17 protein-coding genes, 2 tRNA genes and 1 pseudogene are annotated in these 20,745 nt (G+C 53.9%); 9 read left to right on the top strand and 11 right to left on the bottom strand.

The genetic code is table 11. The features are described 5' to 3' along the window. Positions 1–135 precede the first annotated feature (135 nt). Positions 136–798 (top strand): VUT family protein, encoded by a 663-nt coding sequence (locus EDY99_RS13655; RefSeq protein ID WP_123061845.1) that lies wholly within the window; start codon positions 136–138, stop codon positions 796–798. Positions 799–815: 17 nt separating this feature from the next. Further along, on the top strand, positions 816–1,547 hold the full coding sequence (locus tag EDY99_RS13660; protein WP_089194995.1) for a metallophosphoesterase: 732 nt from the start codon (positions 816–818) through the stop codon (positions 1,545–1,547). Here EDY99_RS13660 and EDY99_RS13665 read toward each other — a convergent pair. Together EDY99_RS13665 and EDY99_RS13670 are read right to left on the bottom strand one after the other, a co-directional pair. Then, complete coding sequence (locus tag EDY99_RS13665; RefSeq protein ID WP_089194996.1) at positions 1,540–2,028, bottom strand: hypothetical protein; 489 nt, start codon at positions 2,026–2,028, stop codon at positions 1,540–1,542. The two genes, EDY99_RS13660 and EDY99_RS13665, sit on opposite strands and share 8 nt — an antisense overlap. Further along, entirely contained in the window at positions 2,029–2,682 is a 654-nt protein-coding gene (locus EDY99_RS13670; protein WP_123061846.1) for a helix-turn-helix domain-containing protein, read from the bottom strand. It lies immediately after the preceding gene. A gap of 756 nt (positions 2,683–3,438) precedes the next feature. On the opposite strand from EDY99_RS13670, the gene EDY99_RS13675 reads away from it, so the two are divergent. Beyond that, on the top strand, positions 3,439–3,681 hold the full coding sequence (locus tag EDY99_RS13675; RefSeq protein WP_089194998.1) for a DinI family protein: 243 nt from the start codon (positions 3,439–3,441) through the stop codon (positions 3,679–3,681). A 116-nt stretch (positions 3,682–3,797) separates the two neighbouring features. Continuing rightward, positions 3,798–4,973: an acyltransferase gene (locus EDY99_RS13680; RefSeq protein WP_089197256.1), complete on the top strand. Its 1,176-nt coding sequence runs from the start codon at positions 3,798–3,800 to the stop codon at positions 4,971–4,973. A gap of 190 nt (positions 4,974–5,163) precedes the next feature. Here the strand turns inward: EDY99_RS13680 and EDY99_RS13685 are convergent. The 5 genes and pseudogenes from EDY99_RS13685 to EDY99_RS13705 all read right to left on the bottom strand — a co-directional run. After that, positions 5,164–5,358 (bottom strand): annotated as a pseudogene (locus EDY99_RS13685) (hypothetical protein); the annotation flags it as partial. 141 nt (positions 5,359–5,499) lie between these two features. Then, a tRNA-Thr gene (locus EDY99_RS13690) sits at positions 5,500–5,575 on the bottom strand. A gap of 6 nt (positions 5,576–5,581) precedes the next feature. After that, positions 5,582–5,669: transfer RNA gene (locus EDY99_RS13695), tRNA-Ser, on the bottom strand. Between the two features lie 157 nt (positions 5,670–5,826). Then, positions 5,827–6,156: an osmotically-inducible lipoprotein OsmE gene (gene osmE / locus EDY99_RS13700; protein WP_004935874.1), complete on the bottom strand. Its 330-nt coding sequence runs from the start codon at positions 6,154–6,156 to the stop codon at positions 5,827–5,829. Between the two features lie 127 nt (positions 6,157–6,283). Further along, entirely contained in the window at positions 6,284–6,751 is a 468-nt protein-coding gene (locus EDY99_RS13705; RefSeq protein WP_033643833.1) for a nuclear transport factor 2 family protein, read from the bottom strand. Positions 6,752–6,859: 108 nt separating this feature from the next. On the opposite strand from EDY99_RS13705, the gene EDY99_RS13710 reads away from it, so the two are divergent. Beyond that, complete coding sequence (locus tag EDY99_RS13710; protein WP_033643834.1) at positions 6,860–7,438, top strand: TetR/AcrR family transcriptional regulator; 579 nt, start codon at positions 6,860–6,862, stop codon at positions 7,436–7,438. Here the strand turns inward: EDY99_RS13710 and EDY99_RS13715 are convergent. Together EDY99_RS13715 and ompC are read right to left on the bottom strand one after the other, a co-directional pair. Continuing rightward, on the bottom strand, positions 7,432–7,848 hold the full coding sequence (locus EDY99_RS13715) for a VOC family protein (protein WP_033643835.1): 417 nt from the start codon (positions 7,846–7,848) through the stop codon (positions 7,432–7,434). The genes EDY99_RS13710 and EDY99_RS13715 overlap by 7 nt on opposite strands. Before the next feature lie 156 nt (positions 7,849–8,004). Then, positions 8,005–9,135, bottom strand: coding sequence for a porin OmpC (gene ompC, locus EDY99_RS13720; RefSeq protein WP_033643836.1), 1,131 nt, complete (start codon positions 9,133–9,135; stop codon positions 8,005–8,007). 695 nt (positions 9,136–9,830) lie between these two features. Between ompC and EDY99_RS13725 the strand changes: the two genes are divergently transcribed. From EDY99_RS13725 to rcsB, 4 genes are read left to right on the top strand one after another with little or no spacing between them, the layout of a single operon-like run. After that, positions 9,831–10,238 carry a DUF4186 domain-containing protein gene (locus EDY99_RS13725; RefSeq protein ID WP_071991658.1) on the top strand — a complete coding sequence of 136 codons (408 nt, stop codon included), beginning with the start codon at positions 9,831–9,833 and terminating at the stop codon, positions 10,236–10,238. A gap of 54 nt (positions 10,239–10,292) precedes the next feature. Continuing rightward, entirely contained in the window at positions 10,293–11,450 is a 1,158-nt protein-coding gene (locus EDY99_RS13730) for an MFS transporter (protein ID WP_033643837.1), read from the top strand. Positions 11,451–11,470: 20 nt separating this feature from the next. After that, positions 11,471–14,173, top strand: a complete 2,703-nt coding sequence (gene rcsD / locus EDY99_RS13735) for a phosphotransferase RcsD (protein ID WP_033643838.1) — start codon at positions 11,471–11,473, stop codon at positions 14,171–14,173. Then, positions 14,166–14,816, top strand: a complete 651-nt coding sequence (gene rcsB, locus EDY99_RS13740; protein WP_004935900.1) for a response regulator transcription factor RcsB — start codon at positions 14,166–14,168, stop codon at positions 14,814–14,816. The genes rcsD and rcsB overlap by 8 nt, the downstream gene beginning before the upstream one ends. Before the next feature lie 61 nt (positions 14,817–14,877). Here the strand turns inward: rcsB and rcsC are convergent, their stop codons facing one another. Both rcsC and gyrA read right to left on the bottom strand, forming a co-directional pair. Continuing rightward, entirely contained in the window at positions 14,878–17,739 is a 2,862-nt protein-coding gene (rcsC, locus tag EDY99_RS13745) for a two-component system sensor histidine kinase RcsC (RefSeq protein ID WP_033643839.1), read from the bottom strand. Between the two features lie 166 nt (positions 17,740–17,905). Continuing rightward, the gene (gene gyrA / locus EDY99_RS13750; protein ID WP_123061847.1) at positions 17,906–20,548 is read right to left on the bottom strand and encodes a DNA topoisomerase (ATP-hydrolyzing) subunit A; all 2,643 of its coding nucleotides are present in this window, start codon (positions 20,546–20,548) and stop codon (positions 17,906–17,908) included. Positions 20,549–20,745: the final 197 nt, after the last annotated feature.

Genomic DNA, 20,745 nt, shown 5'->3' on the forward strand with positions numbered 1-20,745 from the left:
GCTTGAATAAAGAGACATGATGGTCATGTGACATTATTCGCGTCTCATTACGCGACTCGCGGGTTGCGTAATTTGCGCGTTAAATAAGTATGGATAATTAATAACAGAAGAACACGGACTAAATAAGGAGTAAAAATGCAAGGAAATCTCAAGCTCTATGGCCTTTTTGTTGGCCTGACGGTGACCATTATGATCACCTGCGACACGTTGGTTTATAAGATCTTTGATATCTATGGTTTTAAAATAACGGCAAGCGGCATTGTATTCTCCTTGTGTTTCTTGATATCAACATTGCTGACTGAGGTTTACGGCTATAAATTGTCGGTAAGAGCAATATGGATCATGGTGTTCTGCCAAAGCTTATATGTCATAATACTTAATCTCTCAGCCGTTATTCAGCCAGAAAACAATGATATCGCCACGCACTATTATTCTTTATACCATGAGTTTTGGCGAGTCATGATAGGCACCTGGGTGTCCGTTCCGGTCGCTTATTTCGTCAATGGATTTATTATTTCAAAGATGAAGATTATTTTCTCAGGAAAATACTTCTTTATCCGATATATTGTTGGTTCCATGTCTACACAGGCCGCCCTGTTGCTGACAGCCTATCCGATAAGTCTTTCAGGAAAATATACCTTTATAGAGTTGGTTAACATCATAAGCACGACGTGGTCTTATAAAGTTGTCGTCTCTATTGTATTGCTACCGCTCGCTATCGCCTTAGTCGAGTGGGTGAAGAAGATAGAAAACACCGATCACTATGATTGGGGCACTTCATACAATCCATTTAAGTAATATCAACAGGGTATCGCATGAAAGTAATTCAGATTAGTGACATACATATTATGCCTAATGCAAGCGCGCTGGCTTCGAAGCATCTTGCTAATTTCGAAAGGGCGATTGACTTCATTAACGCCAATGCCGACAAAATCAATGCCGACTTAATCATTGTGACAGGTGACATCTCTCATGATGGCGATATTCCCTCTTATGAGCGCTTCTTTAAAATAATGAATCGCACTACATTACCTTTCTATCTATTCCCAGGCAATCACGACAACAAAAAAAACCTGGACGATGAAGCCCGTAAACAGGGCGGCAGCTATGATATAAACTCGTTTGAAGATGACGAATGGCGCATGCTCAGCATCGACTCGGTGGTCGATAATGAAGATTTCGGCAGGGTCTCGACGCATTCGCTCGAAACGCTTGAAAAAGCCATAGTCTCGAGCGGCAATAAAAAGATCGCCGTCTTCCTACATCATCACCCTATTCCTGTAGGCACGCCCATTGTTGATAGTTGTATGTTAAGCAATGCTGAGGAGCTTTTGAGCCTCTGCCAACGATTAAACGTTAAGTTTATCGGCTCAGGCCATGCACATACGTTATTCCAAAGAAAGCTGGGGGAAACCTTAATCTCTGTTTCCCCGGCGATTTGTTCGCAATGGAAAAACGGCACAAGCGATGTCAGTACCATAGACAATTCGGCTTTCAGCGTGATTACCTTCGATAAGCATATTCACGTCGAACCCTGGTTTATTTAATCAACGTCAGTATTGTTTTTTTATATCCGTCACTTTTCTTTGCATTTTTCAATGAGGCAGAGAGTGCTCTGCCTTCCTTTACCCCGGCATAAAAGGCTATTTTTGTCGCATCCAGGGACTCCGTTTTGTCAACAAGATCACGATCCCTTAGAAAATCCGCCCCTGATATTGATATCGAGTCAACGTCATTTTTCAACGTCCACATACAGTTTCGTTTCTCTTCATGAATCGACAGTTTGGCCGAGGCGACTTTTATCTTAGATTCGGTCTCGGCGATAAAAGCGATGTCTTTCGGGTTAACGTGCCTGAGAAAATCGCCCTCAATGAGTTGCCCCCAGTTTTTTTTCACGAAAGTATGGGTGCCAAACTCTTTGAAAAGCCAATATCCATCCGCCGTTCGGATAACGCTACGATCTAACGTGTATAGGTAACTGGGAGAGTATATCTTTCTTAACTTTCTCATTATTTTAAATAAATCCATTTATTTCAGCCTCTTTATCGTTTTCAATAGAACACCGACGATCGCATAATCGCTATAGGACTTCACACTGCTATCTGAATCTAATGAGATGTTTGTAAACAACAAGTCGTCGTCGGAAACAAAAACTCGCCTTAAACATATTGGGTAATTTTTCAGCTTAACCAAGACGATATCGCCATCGCAAAATGGCTCCTTGAGGGAGATCACACAATACGTTCCACGGTCTAATTCAGGCGACAGTGAATTATTCGTTATCTCTACCACAAACAGCGAATCGTCCGTCATGTCATCGACTTCTGTCGTATAGGTATCTGCCGTTCTGATCGTGTTGGCCAAGAAACGCTCTACATCGCTGTAGCTAATGAGCGGAAGCGATCTCGCATTGTGTTTACCCTCTCCCGCGGCGCTTAAATCCTTGTCAGTCAGCTCCCCTACTTTTACGCTGAAAAACTCACCAATTGACGCAAGCGTGGCGATCGTGGGATTCCCCACGCCTTTCCTCAGATTATTGATCGTGGCAATACCTATCCCTGTTTCGCAGCTCAACCGACTGGCGTCAATCCCGTGCATGCGCATGAGGTAAGTGAGGTTTTCACCAATCATTTTCAATGACATACCATTTTCTTCTGATATTTTAATGTTGTTTAGTTGCATTATAATGTTTTAACCCTATACTTTAGCGTCATTAAAGTGAATTTAAAAACATTAAACCACTTACAGGGTGATCATGACAATGGCTCAGGGCGAAAGGTATATGAAAAAACAGAAAAACCATTGTAATAAAACAATTTTATTAAAAACCACCGTTCTTGACGAACGCGACTGGCTGCCATTGAAATAATTCAATTTACTTATAAAAACGCTACCTTAACTCCGCAGCAATTTAACGCGCAGAAGCCAACCTGGAGAGCAAGACGCATCCCGGTTCAATAATTTTAAAGAAAATGAGATGAATGTTTTATTCAGCGCTCATAGAGCGACTATTGCCTAACACTCGGGATTTTTTCTCCTTCAGAACACGAAGGAGCAGCGTCAGGGTCCGTAACGTCGAGTTCCGGTACATACCTGCGTTGATCGATTTTATGCCAAGAACGGCGACCAGAAAGGTGGCGTCGGGCCCCCAACACCAGGGAGCACCCAGCCCGGCGCCACCGCCCTACGTACTGAGTTGTACAGGAGAAAAACACAGGCACCGGGGGGATAATCACGTCCTTTGAAGATTCAACGCGCGAAGCGAGCGGGGAAAATGCAGGCCATCGGCCAGACGTAAGAAAAGGATTCAGCGGCAGGCTTGGCTGCCCGCTGCGCAAGCAAGAATGAACGCCTCATGCAAAATTGCGCCTCCCTCTTGCCAACCCGAGCGCCTCAGGCCAGAATACTGTACATTAAATCAGTGTTTACAGGTGAGTCATGTTTGTAGAATTGGTATACGACAAACGCAACGTCGCTGGGCTGCCCAACGCCGCCGAGATTATTCGCAACGAGCTGGAAAAACGCGTGCATGTGCTGTTCCCGGAGGCGGAAGTGCGCGTGAAACCGATGCAGGCCAACGGCCTGAACTCCGACGCCAGCAAAAGCGATCGCGAAAAGCTGAACCGGATGTTGGAAGAGATGTTCGAAGAAGCGGATCAGTGGCTGGTTATGGATATATAAACCCAATCTGAAAGCCGGGCTCACCCACCGGCTACAACAGCCCCTTGTTCTGCCAACAAATTGAATACCTCCGCTCTATGCTAGAGTAAAATACGAACCCTAAGCTGGAATGATTCATGAAAAATGGATTAGCAGAATCCCTTAACTATCCCGTCAATCAATGGTCACAGGAACTCGAAGGGTTACGCGGCCTGGCATCGCTTTGGGTTATTTTAGGCCATATCTGCATTTTAACTCGCTTCCGTCCCCCCATTCTTTCTGATCCCGCAGTGGGTGTAGATCTTTTCATCCTGCTTTCTGGCTACCTGATGGCCAAAAATTATGTTGAACGCAAGGAACAAGAACCTTGGACCGATTCGTCAACTTTTAAAAAATTTTGGACTCGGCGATTCTTTCGCATCGCGCCGCTCTACTATGTCTTATTGGTTTTAGCTATCGTATTCGGTAACTACTTTGGTGAGGCCAGGGACATCATCGGCCACTTCTACAGCGAAACGCAAACCAACAGCTCACGTTATAGCGACCATTCATTTTTAAACGTGTTCACACATGTCAGCTTTATGTTTGGCTTCCTACCTGATTTTTCATTCAATACAGTTCTACCCGACTGGAGTATTGGATTAGAAATGCAGTTCTATTTTCTTTTCCCATTCATCATGTTAACCGTCTTGAGGCTGGGTTTTGCGCGAACATGTCTCACCGCTGTTTTGTTATGTGGACTCGCCAAGTTTCTGGTACCGGACTACTTTGCGGCGTTCCCAATGCCTTCCATGATCCTCATAAAGCTAAACTTATTTATCGCAGGTATGCTGATAGCTGAGTCAATCCGTAGGAAGAGCATTCAATATGCAGGTTTTGCTCTGCTGACTGTATTGGGCAGCGTGTATTTACCAAATGAATTTAATAAATACCATCTGCTTGCTCAGGTAGGTCTGATCTTAATGCTGGTCACGATACTTTGGACTCGGAGTGAAGATAGCAAATGGGCACGCGCGTTGCGCTTGCCACGTTGGTTCCTGACAAACCGCCTCAGCGTATTTATGGGCGATGTCTCATACTCAGTCTATCTACTCCACCTATTGATAGTTCTACCAGTCGTCGCTTATTTGCTCTCAAACACATCGTTTGCAGAGCTTTCTTCAGTAATGCGGTTCATTGTTGCATCAGGGATCATTATCCCGCTCACTTATGGTATCGCAACATTGCTGTATCGCTTTATTGAGAAACCGGGTATCAAGTACGGAAAAATGCTTATCAGTCGCAACAGAGCAAAAGCCGCCGTGCTACCGTAATTGCTATCGATACTCTATAGGCATGCTTAGCTGTTGACCCAGCGCCACCAGGAGAATTCATTCCCGTGGCGCCTTTTCAACAACAGTCATAGTAAAAAAGCCATCTGCTAAGCAGGTGGCTTAAACACTACCTTTCTAGTCCTAGATGCATTCGCTTTACTCTTCCTTGACCTGGTACCGACCATACCCATCGAGTTATCTCTTCGTTTGCTCCAACTATGTCCAGAAAGCCTCCCTTTGCCAACAGTGATAACCTCAACAAGTGTGCTTTCTGAGATAAGGATACTTAGCGAACGGCCTGATGGCTGCATCTGTACTTCGGTGTCCATACGAAACGATACTGACAGCGATAAAACACTCGAGGAGTGGGTTCATATCTGCCGATGCTGCTCAATCCTTGATTTGCTGGTAACAAACCGAGGCAGTAATCAGCATGGGTATTCCACAGGAACGATCATCACCGCCACAGGAGGTGATGTAGCATTGATAACAAAAAACCCCAGCATCGCTGCTGGGGCCTCTGTCATGGTGCCGGCTACCGGAATCGAACTGGTGACCTACTGATTACAAGTCAGTTGCTCTACCTACTGAGCTAAGCCGGCTGAATTTGGCGGAAGGACAGAGATTCGAACTCTGGGAGCTGTTACACTCGACGGTTTTCAAGACCGTTGCCTTAAACCACTCGGCCATCCTTCCAATGGGCGCTGATATTAGCGATACCGTTATGAAATGTCTATCGTTTTGATGCAAAAAAATCACATCGGCGGCGCAGTTGCCTAAACTTCAGGCCTTAAACGCTTAAAAAATGAAAAGCCCCGCAAAAGCGAGGCTTTTATGTTCGGCTGAAAGGCGATTACTTCGGCTGCGAATCGTAGTCTGAACAGGTTTGATAGCCCTTGTTCATGACATGGCCCGTGTCGTTGTAGCTGACAAAATACGTTTGCACTTTGCCATCGCGCGGCGCAACCGCATAGGTGTCGCAAGTGCCCTGCGCATGGATCAGCGTGGCGGACGTCGACGGCGGACCGGCAATCGCCCGCACCTGCTGCTTGGTCATCCCTACTTTGACATCGCTGACCACCGGCTCATTGACATAACTGGTTGCACGGTCATAGGCGGTGCAGCCGGCAAGAATGGAAAATACCGCCGCAGTGCCGACGGCCAAAACCAACTTCTTCGTCATAGCTTGTCCTCTTGGAGTACGTTTGTTGTCCCCTAAGTCTAGAAGTGGAAAGGCTTTTCTACAAACTCCCCTTTGTCGATCGGTGCGCTTTTTCTCGCGTTCGGCCGGCACGGGCGCGACATCGGATTCAAAAGCCGAAATCGCTCAGCGCCGGGACATCGTCCGGGCGCCGACCGAGCGGCCAATGAAAACGCCGATCCTGTTCGCGAATCGGCATGTCGTTGATGCAGGCATGGCGGTTGATCATCAACCCTTCCTGATTGAACTCCCAGTTTTCGTTGCCGAAGCTGCGATACCAGTTGCCGGAATCGTCGCGCCACTCATAGGCGAAACGCACCGCGATGCGCGCGCCGTCAAACGCCCACAGTTCCTTAATCAGCCGATACTCCAGCTCTTTCGCCCACTTGCGTTGCAAAAATGCGACCACCGCCGCGCGGCCGTCGACAAACTCCGCGCGATTACGCCAATGGGTATCGAGGGAATAGACCTGCGACACCCGCTCAGGATCGCGGCTGTTCCAGGCATCTTCCGCCAACCGTACTTTTTCGATGGCGGATTCACGGGTAAAAGGCGGCAATGGGGGTTTAATGCTCATGATCATCTCCTGCGTATAGGCAAGTAGACAACTCTGTCTACATCATTACGCTAGCGCATGTAGACAGAGTTGTCTACAATCACTCGAAAATAGCTTGGGAGAAAAATGATGACCGTTGATCGCAACACCTTACCCGCCCGTCAGCGCATCCTGCTGACGGCCCACGATCTGTTCTATCAGGAAGGGATCCGCGCCACCGGCATCGATCGCATCATCAAGGAATCAGGCGTCACTAAGGTGACGTTTTATCGCCACTTTCCCAGCAAGAACGATTTGATTACGGCGTTTTTGGCCTATCGCCACCAGCAGTGGCTAACCTGGTTCAGTACAGCGTTGGATCGACATGTGGCGCAGAGCGGCGGGTTACTGCCGGCGCTGGCGCCCTGCCTGGCGGAATGGTTCGACGATCCGCGTTTTCGCGGCTGCGCGTTTATCAATACGGCCGTGGAGATCGCCGATCTGCTGCCGGAAAGCCTGCACCTCGCCGGCCGGCATAAGCAACAGATGACGGATGAACTGGCGCGCCACCTGCCCGCAGGCCCGCAGCGGGAACAGCACGCCGCGATATTGGCGATGCTGATCGACGGCGCCATCGTCAGGGTGCAGATTGAGCGCCAGCCGCAGCCGGCGTTGCAGGTGCTGAATGCCGCGCTGGCGTTGTTGGCACAAGGCGGGTTCGATCAGTAATTGGCCCAGATGCCCGGCGTCACCAGTTCCAACAGGTGGGCGTCTGGATCGCGAAAGTAGATGCTCTCGCCACCGTGATCCCAACGCATGCGCCCCTCAATTTCCACGCCGTTGGCCGTCAGATGCCGTTCCCAGTGCGGCAGTTGGTCTTTTGCCACCGCCAGCCCGATATGCGCCGGCCCCACGCCATCGTGCGCGGGAATAAAGCCGGTCGGATAATGCGCCCCACGCAGTGAATCGCCCTCGACAAACAGCAACAATACGCTCCGATCGCCAACGTTATAGGCGCGGAACCGCTCGTTGGCGACCATCGCCGGCAGCTTCAGCACTTCTCGGTAGAAGGCGTCCGCTCGCTCAATATCGCTGACGTACAGCACCGTTTCGATCACCTTATCGATCTTGAGTTCCATATCATCCCCCTCTTTTTTGTACTGACAGCGTAGGCTTAGAGGAGGAAAACCACGGTGCTTCCCGTGCCGATAGCGGATCAATCCGTGCTTTTTACCGGTTTACAGGCAAAAAAAACGCGGCCCGAAGGCCGCGCGATGACGTTCACACTGAGGTGCTTAGAACTGGTAAACCAGGCCCACGGCAACCACGTTGTCGGTGTTGATCCCGGCAGCGTCGGTGAAGTCGTTGTTGTCCACCAGGTTGATTTTGTAATCAACATAGGTAGACATGTTTTTGTTGAAGAAGTAGGTCGCACCCAGGTCGACGAATTTGACCAGGTCTTGATCGCCGTAGTCCTTGCCGTTACCGGCGCGGCCCAGGTCTTTACCTTTGGTCTGGTTATAGCCGACGAACGGACGCAGACCGAAATCGAACTGGTAGTGCGCGTAGGCTTCGAAGCTCTGCGCCTTGTTGGCGTAGCCGTAAACGCTGCTGTCGGAGCTGCCGAAACGCGCCGCGTTGTAGGACTGGGTGAACATCACCGCCAGGTAGACGTCGTTGGCGTCATATTTCAGACCGCCGGAGTAACCTTCGGCCTTGTCGCCGCGGCCCATGATGTTCTGGTGACCGTTAGCGCCGTTCTGCTCGCTGGTGCGGCGAGAGTTGAAGAAGGCGCCCGCCGCACTGATGCCGTAGCCCATGTCATAGCTCATGGACATACCGTAGCCTTCGCCGTTCTGGCCAAGGACGTCGCGACCGTTGTTGGTCTCTTCGCCATTGCCGTTTTTACCCTGGTACTGCAGGGCGAAGTTCAGGCCGTCAACCAGACCGAAGAAGTCGTTGTTACGGTAGGTCGCCAGGCCACTGGAACGCTGGAACATGAACTGGTCGGCGCCGTAGGTCATACCGTCGAACTCAGGCTGCAAGTCGGTATACGCCGCGACGTCGTACAGCACGCCGGTATTACGGCCGTAGTCGAAGGAACCGTAGTCGCCGAATTTCAGACCGGCGAAGCCGTAACGGGTGAAGTTCTTGTTGTCCTGGTTTTCAGCGTGGTTCAGGTTAGCCTGATATTCCCACTGGCCGTAGCCGGTCAGCTGATCGCTGATTTGCGTTTCGCCGCGCAGGCCAAAACGCATATAAGACTGGTCACCGTCCACGCCGTTGTTGCTGGAGAAATAGTGAAGACCGTCGACTTTACCGTACAAATCCAGTTTATTACCGTCTTTGTTGTAGATTTCCGCCGCGCCTGCTGTGCCTGCAACCAGCAGTGCGGGTACCATCAGAGAGAGTACTCGAAGTTTCATCGTTATTATCCTCGTTAATTATGTCGAGCTACGGCCACTGCCCTTTTCGAGCATTATTAGCACGACTGTGCATTACCATTCTGGTAACAAGGGTTATATTAATCCAGAAAGAAAATGATACCAAGTATCCGATAGTGTTTCAGCGTGATTAATAAAGGTTTCAAAATGTAAATGTGCGCGAACTTTCACAAAACATTACCGACAAACAAAATAAAGCACTTAAAGACAAAGAATAGATTAATTGATAAAAAATCATGTAGTTATACAAATCTTTAAGAAAAAAAAGCCAACCATACAATTGTGCTGGACAATAAGCACATTGTGCCAAAACGCCGCCTGCACGCAGCCGCTATAATCACCTCGCTATCATCATTATTTTCATTATTACCTTCATTATCCGAAGATAATTTCTGCATACCTTTAACCGGCTTCTGGCCGGTTTTTTATTTTCCTCCACACTGTCCTCACAATTTCAATCCGCACAAATAGCACGCAAATAAATAACCTCGCGATATAGTTTCGCCAATTTACATCCGCACTAATTGCTAATCTTTTCTCTTATTTTGGTCTACAAATTGAATTTGTTTTTCATTTCGTGCTTTATCTCGCCGAATATTGTGTGTCACAGGCAAAATTGGCCGCAGAGTTTCACTTCTGGTAGCCTGAAAAAAAGCTCACCCTTAGCGAGTAAAGTCATGATGCCATTTCACCCAGAGGCGCTATGGCGGCGGCTGCAAGGCTCCCCCTTCCGCGCCCGTTTCCGTTTGAATCCCAAAGACCAGAGCTATCTTGACGACAAAGGCTTGCCGCTGATCCTCAGCCATGCCCGCGACTTTATCGATCGCCGTCTGGCCGCCGCCCACCCCAAAAACGATGGCAAGCAGACGCCGATGCGCGGCCACCCGGTGTTCGTCGCCCAACACGCCACCGCCACCTGCTGCCGAAGCTGCCTGGAAAAATGGCACGGCATACCGCAGGGCGTCGCGCTGGACGAACAGCAAAAAGACTATATTGTCCAGGCGATCGCCCTGTGGCTGGTGCGCCGAGGCGGCGCCAGAGAGGAATCAGGCGCGAATCTTTTCGACCCGGATCGCGGATTGTGATAAAAACTGTCAGTAACTTTCGCCACTCTTTTGACCCAAGATCCTGACGCTTACATGACAGCCACCTTGTGCAATGAACAGCAAACGCCCGGCGTTCCTCAACAGATCGCCACCCGCCTGGCCTTTTTCGTCGCCGGCCTCGGTATGGCCGCCTGGGCGCCGCTGGTGCCCTTCGCCAAAACGCGCATCGGCCTCGATGACGGCTCGCTCGGCCTGCTGTTGTTATGTATCGGCGCCGGCTCCATGTTGGCGATGCCGCTGACCGGCTTCCTGACCGGCAAACTGGGCTGCCGCGCGGTGATCCTGATGGCGGGGCTGGGGCTGTGCATCGATTTGCCGTTGCTGGCGCTGATGGACTCCCTCGGCGGCATGGCCGTGGCGCTGCTGTTGTTCGGCGCGGCGATCGGCATGATAGACGTGGCGATGAACGTGCAGGCGGTGATCGTCGAGCGCAACAGCGGCAAGGCTATGATGTCCGGCTTTCACGGCTTCTTCAGTATCGGCGGCATCGCCGGCGCAGGCGGCGTCAGCGCGCTGCTGTGGCTGGGGCTGACGCCGCTGCAATCCACCCTGATCACCGTGCTGGCGGTGATCGTGCTGCTGGCGTTCGCCAGCCGCCATCTGCTGCGTGACAGCGGCGCCGACGACGACGGCGGACCGATGTTCGTCTTGCCGCGCGGTTGGGTGATGTTTATCGGCATTCTGTGCTTTATCATGTTCCTGGCGGAAGGCTCGATGCTCGACTGGAGCGCGCTGTTCCTCACCACGCTGCGCGGCGTCGAACACAGCCAGGCCGGGCTGGGCTATGCGCTGTTTTCCATCACCATGACGCTCGGCCGCCTCAATGGCGATCGGGTGGTGAACTCGCTGGGCCGCTACCGGGTGCTGCTGCTGGGCAGCCTGTGCGCCGCTGTCGGTCTCAGCCTGGCTATCGCCTTCAATCACGCCACCGTTTCGCTGGTCGGCTTTATGCTGGTTGGCCTGGGCGCTTCCAACGTCGTGCCGATTCTGTTCAGCGCCGCGGGCAACCAACGCGATATGCCGGCCAATTTGGCGATCGCGTCCGTTACCACCGTCGGCTATGCCGGTATTCTGGCCGGCCCGGCGCTGATCGGCTTTATCGCTCAGTTTTCCAGCCTGACGGTGGCCTTCGCCTGCGTAGCCGCTCTGCTGTTGGCGGTGACCGCCAGCGCCAGGGCCGTCACTCGCTGATTCAGGAATGCGCAGCCACTATGCAAAATAAACAACTGACCATTAGCTCCAGCAATATCACTCGCTGCTTCCTGCTGTTTATCGTGCTGCTGACGATCGGCATCGGCCTGTATGGCTACAACTACACCAACGCCTGGCTGGCGGAAAAGAAATACACGCTGAACAGCATCGCCGGTTCGCTGCAAAAGCGCATCGATACCTATCGCTACATGACCTATCAGGTCTATGACAAATTCGGCAACGCGCCGGCGCAGAATGTCGATCCCGGTTTGCAGGAAACTCGCCTGCGCCCCGACGTCTACTATGTCGAGAAGCCGCACAAGAAAACCGACGCGGTGATCTTCGGCAGCCATGACGAGAACACGCTGGCGATGATCGCCAACATCTCGGACTACCTGGACAACCGTTGGGGCGCCAAGACCGAGAGCTACGCCATGTATTACCTCAATGGTCAGGACAACAGCCTCAGTCTGATCACCACTCAGCCGCTCAAAGAGCTGGCTTCGCGCTTTAGGGAAAGCTACCTGACCACTTCGGCGGACGAACGCCGCGCCGAGATGCTGCAACAGGCCAATATGCTCGACGAACGCGAGAGCTTTTCCGATCTGCGCAAACAGCGCTTCCAGAACGCCTATTCATTCTCGATTCGCACCACCTTTAATCAGCCGGGGCATCTGGCGACGGTGATCGCCTTCGACTTGCCGATCAACGACATCATTCCGGCCAACCTGGCCCGCGCCAATTTCCTGCTGCAGCCGGACGATGTCGAGCTCGACGACAGCGCCATCCCGGCGGAAACCGCCCTCGGCGCCCAGGCGGCGATGAGCGGCGGCTGGGTGGAGTTCAGCGCCGCCCTGCCCAATGCGCCGTTGAAGGTGGTGTATCGCGTTTCGGCCATTAATCTGGCCATCGATCTGCTGCGCAACAACATCTGGCTGATCGCGGTCAATCTGCTGCTGTTGGCGCTCTCGATGCTGAGCATCTACTTTATCCGCCGCCAGTACATCCGCCCGAGCGAAAACATGGCGGTTGAGCTGGAGGCCGAGCGCGCGCTGAATCAGGAAATCGTCTCCAGCCTGCCCTCCGGCCTGCTGGTTTACAGCTTCGCCAACAATGCGGTGATCGCCAGCAACAAAATCGCCGAGCACCTGCTGCCGCACCTCAGCCTGCAAAAAATCGCCCATATGGCCGAACAGCATCACGGCGTCATTCAGGCAACGGTCAACAACGAGGTGTATGAAATCCGCATTTTCCGCAGCCAGCTATCGCCGGATACCTACCTGTTCCTGATGCACGATCAAGATAAAGAGGTCATGGTGAACAAGCGGCTGCAGCAGGCACGGCGTGAATACGACAAGAACGTGCAGGCGCGCAAACTGATGTTGCACAACCTGGGCATCGAACTGAATCAGCCGGTGCGCCAGATGCACGATCTGGTCGACAGCCTGCGCAACCAGCCGGATGAGGAACAACAGCAGGCGCTGCTGGGCCAACTGACGGCGGCGTCGTCATCGGTGCTGGGATTGATCGATAACATCACTCTGCTGACGCGGCTGGAAACCCAGGACTGGCAACCGACGCGCGAGCCGTTCAACCCGGCGGCGATGATCGACGAGTTGCTGCTGGAAGCCCTGCCCGCTCTCAATCAAAAGGGGCTGGCGCTGTTCAAGCATTTCCAGCTGGACGTCGAACAGAACTATATCGGCGACGCCAACGCGCTGCGCAAAGTGATCTCACTGCTGGTGCATTACGCCATTATCACCACCGCCTGCGGTAAGATTTCTCTGGTCATCGACCATGAGCCCGAACACCCGGATCGCCTGATTTTCCAAATCAACGACACCGGCTCCGGCATCTCCAACGAAGAGATCAGCAATCTCAATTACCCGTTCCTCAGCCAGACGCTGGTGGACCGCTTCAACCACGGTTCCGGCCTCACTTTCTTCCTGTGCAATCAGCTGTGCAAGAAGCTTAACGGCCAGTTGGACATTCGCAGCAAAGTGGATATCGGCACTCGCTATACCATTCGCGTCGCCATGGAGATGGAGAGAAAAGAGCCGCAGGAACAGGAAAAGCTGCTCGACGGCGTCACCGCCCTGCTGGACATCACGTCAGATGAAGTGCGCGGCATCGTGACCCGCCTGTTGCAGGCTTACGGCGCCGACTGCCTCGTCGCCGAAGATCGCGCGGTCAACCGCGATTATGACGTGCTGCTGACCGATAACCCGCAGCGAGCCGATGATTACACGCTGTTGCTGGCGACCGATGAACCGGGTTGGCAAGCGCTGGATAAACGCTACATTCGGGTGAACTATAACCTGAACGGCGCATTAATCGACGCCGTGCTGATGCTGATCGAACAGCAAATGGCCGCGCTGGAGCAGGAAGAAAGTCCGCTTTCATTGAGCTCAGAAGATATCCAACTCTATGAAAAACAATTGAAATCAAGTGATTACTATGGGCTGTTTGTCGATACAGTACCCGATGATGTCAAAAAACTGTATACTGAGGCGGGCAGCAGTGATTTCAATGCGCTGTCACAAACCGCACACCGCCTGAAAGGCGTGTTTGCCATGTTAAATCTGCTTCCCGGCAAGCAGCTGTGCGAATCGTTAGAACAGCGCATCGCAGAAGGTGATGCGCCCGAGATCGAGAATAACATCAGTCAGATTGATTTTTTCGTCAGCAGACTGCTGAAGCAAGGTAGCCAACAACATGAATAACCTGAACGTAATTATTGCTGATGACCATCCTATCGTACTGTTTGGCATCCGGAAGTCACTTGAGCAAATTGAATGGGTGAATGTCGTTGGGGAGTTCGAAGACTCAACCGCACTGATCAACAATCTGTCCAAGCTGGATGCCAACGTGCTGATCACCGATCTGTCGATGCCGGGTGACAAGTATGGCGACGGCATCACGCTGATTAAGTACATCAAGCGTCATTATCCGCAGTTGTCGATCATCGTGCTGACCATGAACAACAACCCGGCGATCCTGAGCGCGGTATTGGATCTGGATATCGAAGGCATCGTGCTGAAACAAGGCGCGCCGACCGATCTGCCGAAGGCGCTGGCCGCCCTGCAGAAAGGCAAGAAGTTCACGCCGGAAAGCGTCTCCAAACTGCTGGAGAAAATCAGCGCCAGCGGCTATGGCGACAAACGCCTGTCGCCGAAAGAGAGCGAAGTGCTGCGTCTGTTCGCCGAAGGTTTCCTGGTGACCGAAATCGCCAAGAAACTCAACCGCAGCATCAAAACCATCAGCAGCCAGAAGAAATCGGCGATGATGAAGCTGGGCGTCGAAAACGACATCGCCCTGCTCAACTACCTCTCGTCCGTCAGCATGACGCCGTTGGACAAAGACTAAAGCCCGCCTCACGGCAGGTTAACGCCAAACAGGCACGGCATCCGCCGTGCCTGTTTGCTTTTCAGGCCTCGCTGCGGTTGTAGCGTACCTGCTGGCTGTAATAAGCCAATGTCTGCTCCAGCGTCTCCAGCGTAACCGGTTTCGACAGGCAATTATCCATGCCCGCCTCGAGACAGCGCTGCTTCTCCTCCGCCAACGCGTTCGCCGTCACGCCGATCACCGGCGCGCTGAACTGCATCTCCCGCAGCGCCTGCGTCAGGCGATAGCCGTCCATGTTCGGCATATTGACGTCGGTCAACACAATATCGACGTGGTGCTGTTTCAGTACGGCGAGCGCGTCTACGCCGTCGTTGGCGGTCACCACCTGATACCCCAGCGACCCCAGCTGATCGGAAAGCAGACGACGGTTGATCGGATGATCGTCGACCACCAGCAGATGAATATCGCCGTTGTCCGCCGCGCTGGCCTTGGCTGGCACCGGCAGCTGCACCAGCGCCTCTGCCGCGCCGTTGCCGACGCCGAACAATCGGTTGATCAAGGTCAGCGTTTCACGCGGCGTAGAGGTGCTGTGCATCCAATAGCCTGGCCGGGTTTCCAGCGACGGGCCGATATGTTCGGTCGAGAACTGGATCTGAGCCAACAGCGGCGTGTTCAGCATCAGCGGATAGTCGCTGAGCATCACTTCGTCGGCGGCGGTCTCCTGCCCGTCATAGCGCTGGATATCGGCGCCGTAGCCGCCCAGAATCGCCATCAGGTAGCTTTCCAGCCGCTGATTGCGGATATCCAGCCACAGCCGCCGGCCCTGCCAGGTATCGCTGGCCTGCGGGATCGGGAACTGGGCGTTAAACAATGGAATGCGAATGCTGAACAAGCTGCCCAGCCCCGGTTCGGACTCGACGGAGACGTCGCCGTCCATCAGGTTGACCAATTTCTCGCAGATCGCCAGCCCCAAACCGGTGCCCTGGAAGTGGCGCTGCACGCCGGTGCCCACCTGGAAGAACGGATCGAACAGGCGTGAGATCTCCTTCTCCGGAATACCGACGCCGGTATCGCGCACGCTGAATTCCAGGTAGCTGCCGCGGGTGCAGACCTGCAGCACGATGCAGCCGGTATCGGTGAACTTGATGGCGTTGTTCACCAGGTTGGACAGCACCTGCTGCAGCCGCACCGGATCGCCGAAGATACGCTCCGGCACGTTTTGCTCGATAAAGCAGTACAGCCCCAAACGTTTCTTCACCACCAACGGCAAATAGTTGCCGGCGATATGGGTGATCACCTCCAGGCAGGAGAACTCACGCGGTTCAATCTTCAGCTGCTCGGACTCGATTTTGGAGAAGTCGAGAATATCGCTGATGATTTTAAGCAGCAGCCCGGAAGAGTTGTTCATCGCATTGACCAGCCGATCGACCCCTGGCGGTAACGCCTTGGTCTGCAGCAGATCGAGGTTGCCGATAATGCCGTACAGCGGCGTGCGCAGCTCATGGCTGACGGTGGCCAGGAACATCGATTTAGACTGGCTGGCCTGCTCCGCCGCCGCCGCCATCTCCTGCAGCGACTCTTCCATTTTCACGCGCGCGCTGACGTCCACCAGCACGCAGATCGCCACCTCTTCGTTGCGGTAACGCGAATGGACAAAGCTGATCTGCAGATTATTGTTGTTGCTGGTCATCACATCGACGAAGTTCGCCTGCTGTTCGCAGATGATGCGCGTAATGCGATCGCGATCTTCGTGGGTCAACAGGTTGATGTAGTTGTGCGCCAGTTCGTTACTCAGAATATTGGTGCCATCGCTGATGCGCAGGATACAGATGCCCACCGGCGCCGAGGCGACGATCTTGCGGTTGAACTGTTCGTGTTCTTCCAGCCGGAAGGCATTGTCCTCCGCCGGCAGGAACATTTTGCGCTCAAACAGCCACGCCAGCGTGAACAGCACGATAGCCGACAACAGGTTCAGCAACAGCGCATTGAGGATCAGCATTTTGAAGCGTTCCACCACGCTTTTCACCGGCAGCGCATAAACGATGCTCAGCGATGAAGGCGGCAGCGCTTTTTTCAGGATCAGATCGCGGTAGTTGTCGACATAACCGAAGTAAGCATGCTCTTCGGGGTAGCTGTTGAGCGCAGCGGCATAGCGATCGCCATCCGCCAGGCGCAGTATCGGATCGTTGTTTTCATCCAGCAGCGTGACACCGATCGGCAGGTTGCCGGCGGTGACGAAATCTTCCAGCCGGACGGTTTGCTCGATGCCCAGCAGCGCCTCCAGCTTGTTGCCGATATAGAGAGGCGTCAGCACATACAGATAACCGATGTCAGGCCGCTGCGCGCTGGGGCTAATCCAATACAGGTTGTTGTCTTTGTCCAGATTCTTGGCGTTGCGGTATTTCAGAATGCGCTCGTGCAGCAGCTTCAGCATGTTTTCCCGGTTGGCGACCGCGTTGCCGCCGCCGAATTCCGCCAGACACAGGCTGTCGCCGCCGATAAAGAACACCCGGTTGAGATCGTAGGCCGCCACGAAGTTCTCTTTCCAATACTGGATCAGGCCGCTCAGCGAATCGAGTGAACTGCGGTAAGTGGCGCTCAGGGCGCAATTAGACTCTGGATACAGCGGATAGAATTGCGGTGGGCTGCCCTTGCCGGGGATCACGCCGCTGAACATGTCCAGGCCGCTGACCGAACCGTTGAGGCGGTTTTCCGCCATGTACTTGATGTCGCGTATGATGTCGGCGGAATGGCGAATATAGCCCTGCGCCTGATCGAAATTGAGGTTGTACTCCTGGCGGATGTCCGATTCTTTCTGATGCAGGATATTCAGAATATAAAAGGTGGTGAGCAGCGCTCCCAACGACCACAGCAAAATCGCCAGCACCCGGAACAGATAGCGGGATATCTTCAGCGTAGTTCGAAAAGAGGCTAAATATTTCAATCGGATACCATACGAAAGTCAGTGGCGGCGCGCGTTGTCGCCGGCGCAGCGGCCGGCGGCTCGGTGCGCCAATTAAACCATATAACTGAAAAAGGGCCTAGCATCGCTGCCAGGCCCTTTTGTCTCAGTGCATTACGGTGTCGGCATGCCGACGCCCTCACCTTGCTTAAACGTTGTCGTCGTCCATCGGCTCAGCCGCGTCGTCGCCATCGTCCAGCGGCGTAGTGTCTTCTTCCACCGCTTCCGCGCCCGGTTCCAGGCTGTCCAGCTCTTCGTCTTCCACCGGCTCGGCCACGCGCTGCAGACCGACGACGTTTTCGTCTTCCGCCGTACGGATCAGCGTCACGCCCTGGGTGTTACGACCGACCACGCTGACTTCCGAAACGCGGGTACGCACCAGCGTGCCAGCATCGGTGATCATCATGATCTGGTCGCTGGTTTCCACCTGCACGGCGCCGACCACCTGGCCATTACGCTCGCTCACCTTGATGGAGATAACCCCCTGGGTGGCGCGTGACTTGGTCGGGTACTCGGTGACTGCAGTACGTTTACCGAAGCCGTTTTGCGTGACGGTCAGAATGTCGCCCTCGCCGCGCGGCACGATCAGCGAAATCACGCTGTCGCCTTCGCCGAGGTTGATGCCACGCACGCCGGTCGCGGTGCGGCCCATCGAACGCACCTGCGTTTCCGGGAAGCGCACCACTTTACCGTTGGCGGAGAACAGCATCACTTCGTTGGTGCCATCGGTCAGATCGACGCCGATCAGCTCGTCGCCCTCGTTGAGGTTGACGGCGATAATGCCGGCGCTGCGCGGACGGCTGAACTCGGTCAGCGCGGTTTTCTTCACGGTACCGCTGGCGGTGGCCATGAACACGTGACGCCCTTCTTCATACTCGCGCACCGGCAGAATGGCGGTGATACGCTCATCGGCTTCCAGCGGCAACAGGTTGACGATTGGGCGGCCGCGCGCGCCACGGCTGGCTTCAGGCAGTTGATACACCTTCATCCAGTACAGGCGGCCACGGCTGGAGAAGCACAGGATCGTATCGTGGGTGTTGGCCACCAGCAGGCGATCGATAAAGTCTTCTTCTTTAATGCGCGCGGCGGACTTGCCTTTGCCGCCGCGGCGCTGCGCTTCATAGTCGGACAGCGGCTGATACTTCACGTAGCCCTGGTGAGACAGAGTCACCACAACATCTTCCTGGTTGATCAGGTCTTCGATGTTGATGTCGGAAGTATTGGCGGTGATCTCGGTGCGACGACCGTCGTTGTACAGCTCTTTGACCGCCACCAGCTCTTCGCGGATCACTTCCATCAGGCGTTCTGGGCTTTCCAGAATAAAGATCAGTTCGGCGATGAAGTTGAGCAGCTCTTTATATTCGTCCAGCAGCTTTTCGTGCTCCAGGCCGGTCAGTTTCTGCAGACGCAGATCCAGAATCGCCTGAGCCTGCTGCTCGGTCAGGTAGTACTTGCCCTCGCGGATGCCGAACTCCGGCTCCAGCCACTCAGGGCGAGCGGCGTCGTCACCGGCGCGTTCCAGCATGGCGCTGACGTTGCCCAGATCCCACGGCTGAGCCACCAGCGCGACTTTCGCTTCCGCCGGCGTCGGCGCACGGCGAATCAGCTCGATGATCGGATCGATGTTGGCGAGCGCGATAGCCAGCGCTTCCAGGATATGGGCGCGGTCACGGGCCTTGCGCAGTTCGAAGATGGTGCGGCGGGTGACCACTTCGCGGCGGTGGCGCACGAAGGCTTCGAGGATATCTTTCAGGTTCAGCAGCTTAGGCTGCCCCTGATGCAGCGCGACCATGTTGATGCCGAAGGTGACCTGCAGCTGCGTCAGCGCATACAGGTTGTTCAGCACCACTTCGCCGACCGCGTCGCGTTTGACTTCGATCACGATGCGCATGCCGTCTTTATCGGACTCGTCACGCAGCGCGCTGATGCCTTCTACGCGTTTTTCTTTCACCAGCTCGGCGATCTTTTCGATCAGACGCGCCTTGTTCACCTGATACGGGATCTCGTGAACGATGATGGTTTCGCGGCCGGTTTTGGCGTCGGCTTCCACTTCCGCGCGCGCGCGCAGGTAGACTTTGCCGCGCCCGGTGCGGTAGGCCTCTTCAATGCCGCGACGGCCGTTGATGATCGCCGCCGTCGGGAAGTCCGGCCCCGGGATGTGTTCCATCAGCCCTTCGATGCTGATGTTTTCATCATCGATATAGGCCAGGCAGCCGTTGACGACTTCAGCCAGGTTGTGCGGCGGAATATTGGTGGCCATGCCCACGGCGATGCCCGACGAGCCGTTGACCAGCAGGTTCGGGATCTTGGTCGGCATAACGGCCGGGATCTGCTCGGTGCCATCATAGTTAGGCACGAAGTCGACGGTTTCTTTTTCCAGATCCGCCAACAGTTCGTGAGCAATCTTGGACATGCGCACTTCGGTATAACGCATCGCCGCGGCGGAGTCGCCGTCGACGGAACCGAAGTTACCCTGACCGTCCACCAGCATGTAGCGCAGTGAAAACGGCTGAGCCATACGCACGATAGTGTCGTAAACCGCGCTGTCACCGTGCGGGTGATATTTACCGATCACGTCCCCGACGACACGGGCCGATTTCTTGTATGGTTTATTCCAGTCGTTACCCAATACACTCATCGCGTAAAGAACGCGGCGGTGAACCGGCTTCAGTCCATCACGAACATCTGGCAGCGCACGTCCGACAATAACGGACATCGCGTAGTCCAGATACGAGTTTTTCAACTCGTCTTCGATGTTTACCGGTGTGATTTCTCTGGCAAGGTCGCTCATGGAGCTGCTATCCCTCTACTAATGATTCATCTGCCCGCTGCCATAGTGGCAAAGGTGTAAAACTATATCACAAAGCACGCTTTACGGGAAAATAACCGCCGCTGTTTCACGGAAATTGTACAGATTAGTGCGCTAAAAACGCATCGACGCAGACGATGCCGCGCCGGAACATGTATAATCCGCGCAACGAGAACAAG

The organism is Serratia sp. LS-1 (assembly GCF_003719595.1).
GTDB classification, from domain to species: Bacteria; Pseudomonadota; Gammaproteobacteria; order Enterobacterales; family Enterobacteriaceae; genus Serratia; species Serratia ureilytica.

Excerpts from the sequence above, each read along its gene's own strand:
- EDY99_RS13655 (WP_123061845.1), top strand. The coding sequence starts at position 136 with ATGCAAGGAAATCTCAAGCTCTATGGCCTTTTTGTTGGCCTGACGGTG.
- EDY99_RS13660 (WP_089194995.1), top strand. The coding sequence starts at position 816 with ATGAAAGTAATTCAGATTAGTGACATACATATTATGCCTAATGCAAGC.
- EDY99_RS13665 (WP_089194996.1), bottom strand. The coding sequence starts at position 2,028 with ATGGATTTATTTAAAATAATGAGAAAGTTAAGAAAGATATACTCTCCC.
- EDY99_RS13670 (WP_123061846.1), bottom strand. The coding sequence starts at position 2,682 with ATGCAACTAAACAACATTAAAATATCAGAAGAAAATGGTATGTCATTG.
- EDY99_RS13675 (WP_089194998.1), top strand. The coding sequence starts at position 3,439 with ATGTTTGTAGAATTGGTATACGACAAACGCAACGTCGCTGGGCTGCCC.
- EDY99_RS13680 (WP_089197256.1), top strand. The coding sequence starts at position 3,798 with ATGAAAAATGGATTAGCAGAATCCCTTAACTATCCCGTCAATCAATGG.
- osmE (WP_004935874.1), bottom strand. The coding sequence starts at position 6,156 with ATGACGAAGAAGTTGGTTTTGGCCGTCGGCACTGCGGCGGTATTTTCC.
- EDY99_RS13705 (WP_033643833.1), bottom strand. The coding sequence starts at position 6,751 with ATGAGCATTAAACCCCCATTGCCGCCTTTTACCCGTGAATCCGCCATC.
- EDY99_RS13710 (WP_033643834.1), top strand. The coding sequence starts at position 6,860 with ATGACCGTTGATCGCAACACCTTACCCGCCCGTCAGCGCATCCTGCTG.
- EDY99_RS13715 (WP_033643835.1), bottom strand. The coding sequence starts at position 7,848 with ATGGAACTCAAGATCGATAAGGTGATCGAAACGGTGCTGTACGTCAGC.
- ompC (WP_033643836.1), bottom strand. The coding sequence starts at position 9,135 with ATGAAACTTCGAGTACTCTCTCTGATGGTACCCGCACTGCTGGTTGCA.
- EDY99_RS13725 (WP_071991658.1), top strand. The coding sequence starts at position 9,831 with ATGATGCCATTTCACCCAGAGGCGCTATGGCGGCGGCTGCAAGGCTCC.
- EDY99_RS13730 (WP_033643837.1), top strand. The coding sequence starts at position 10,293 with ATGACAGCCACCTTGTGCAATGAACAGCAAACGCCCGGCGTTCCTCAA.
- rcsD (WP_033643838.1), top strand. The coding sequence starts at position 11,471 with ATGCAAAATAAACAACTGACCATTAGCTCCAGCAATATCACTCGCTGC.
- rcsB (WP_004935900.1), top strand. The coding sequence starts at position 14,166 with ATGAATAACCTGAACGTAATTATTGCTGATGACCATCCTATCGTACTG.
- gyrA (WP_123061847.1), bottom strand. The coding sequence starts at position 20,548 with ATGAGCGACCTTGCCAGAGAAATCACACCGGTAAACATCGAAGACGAG.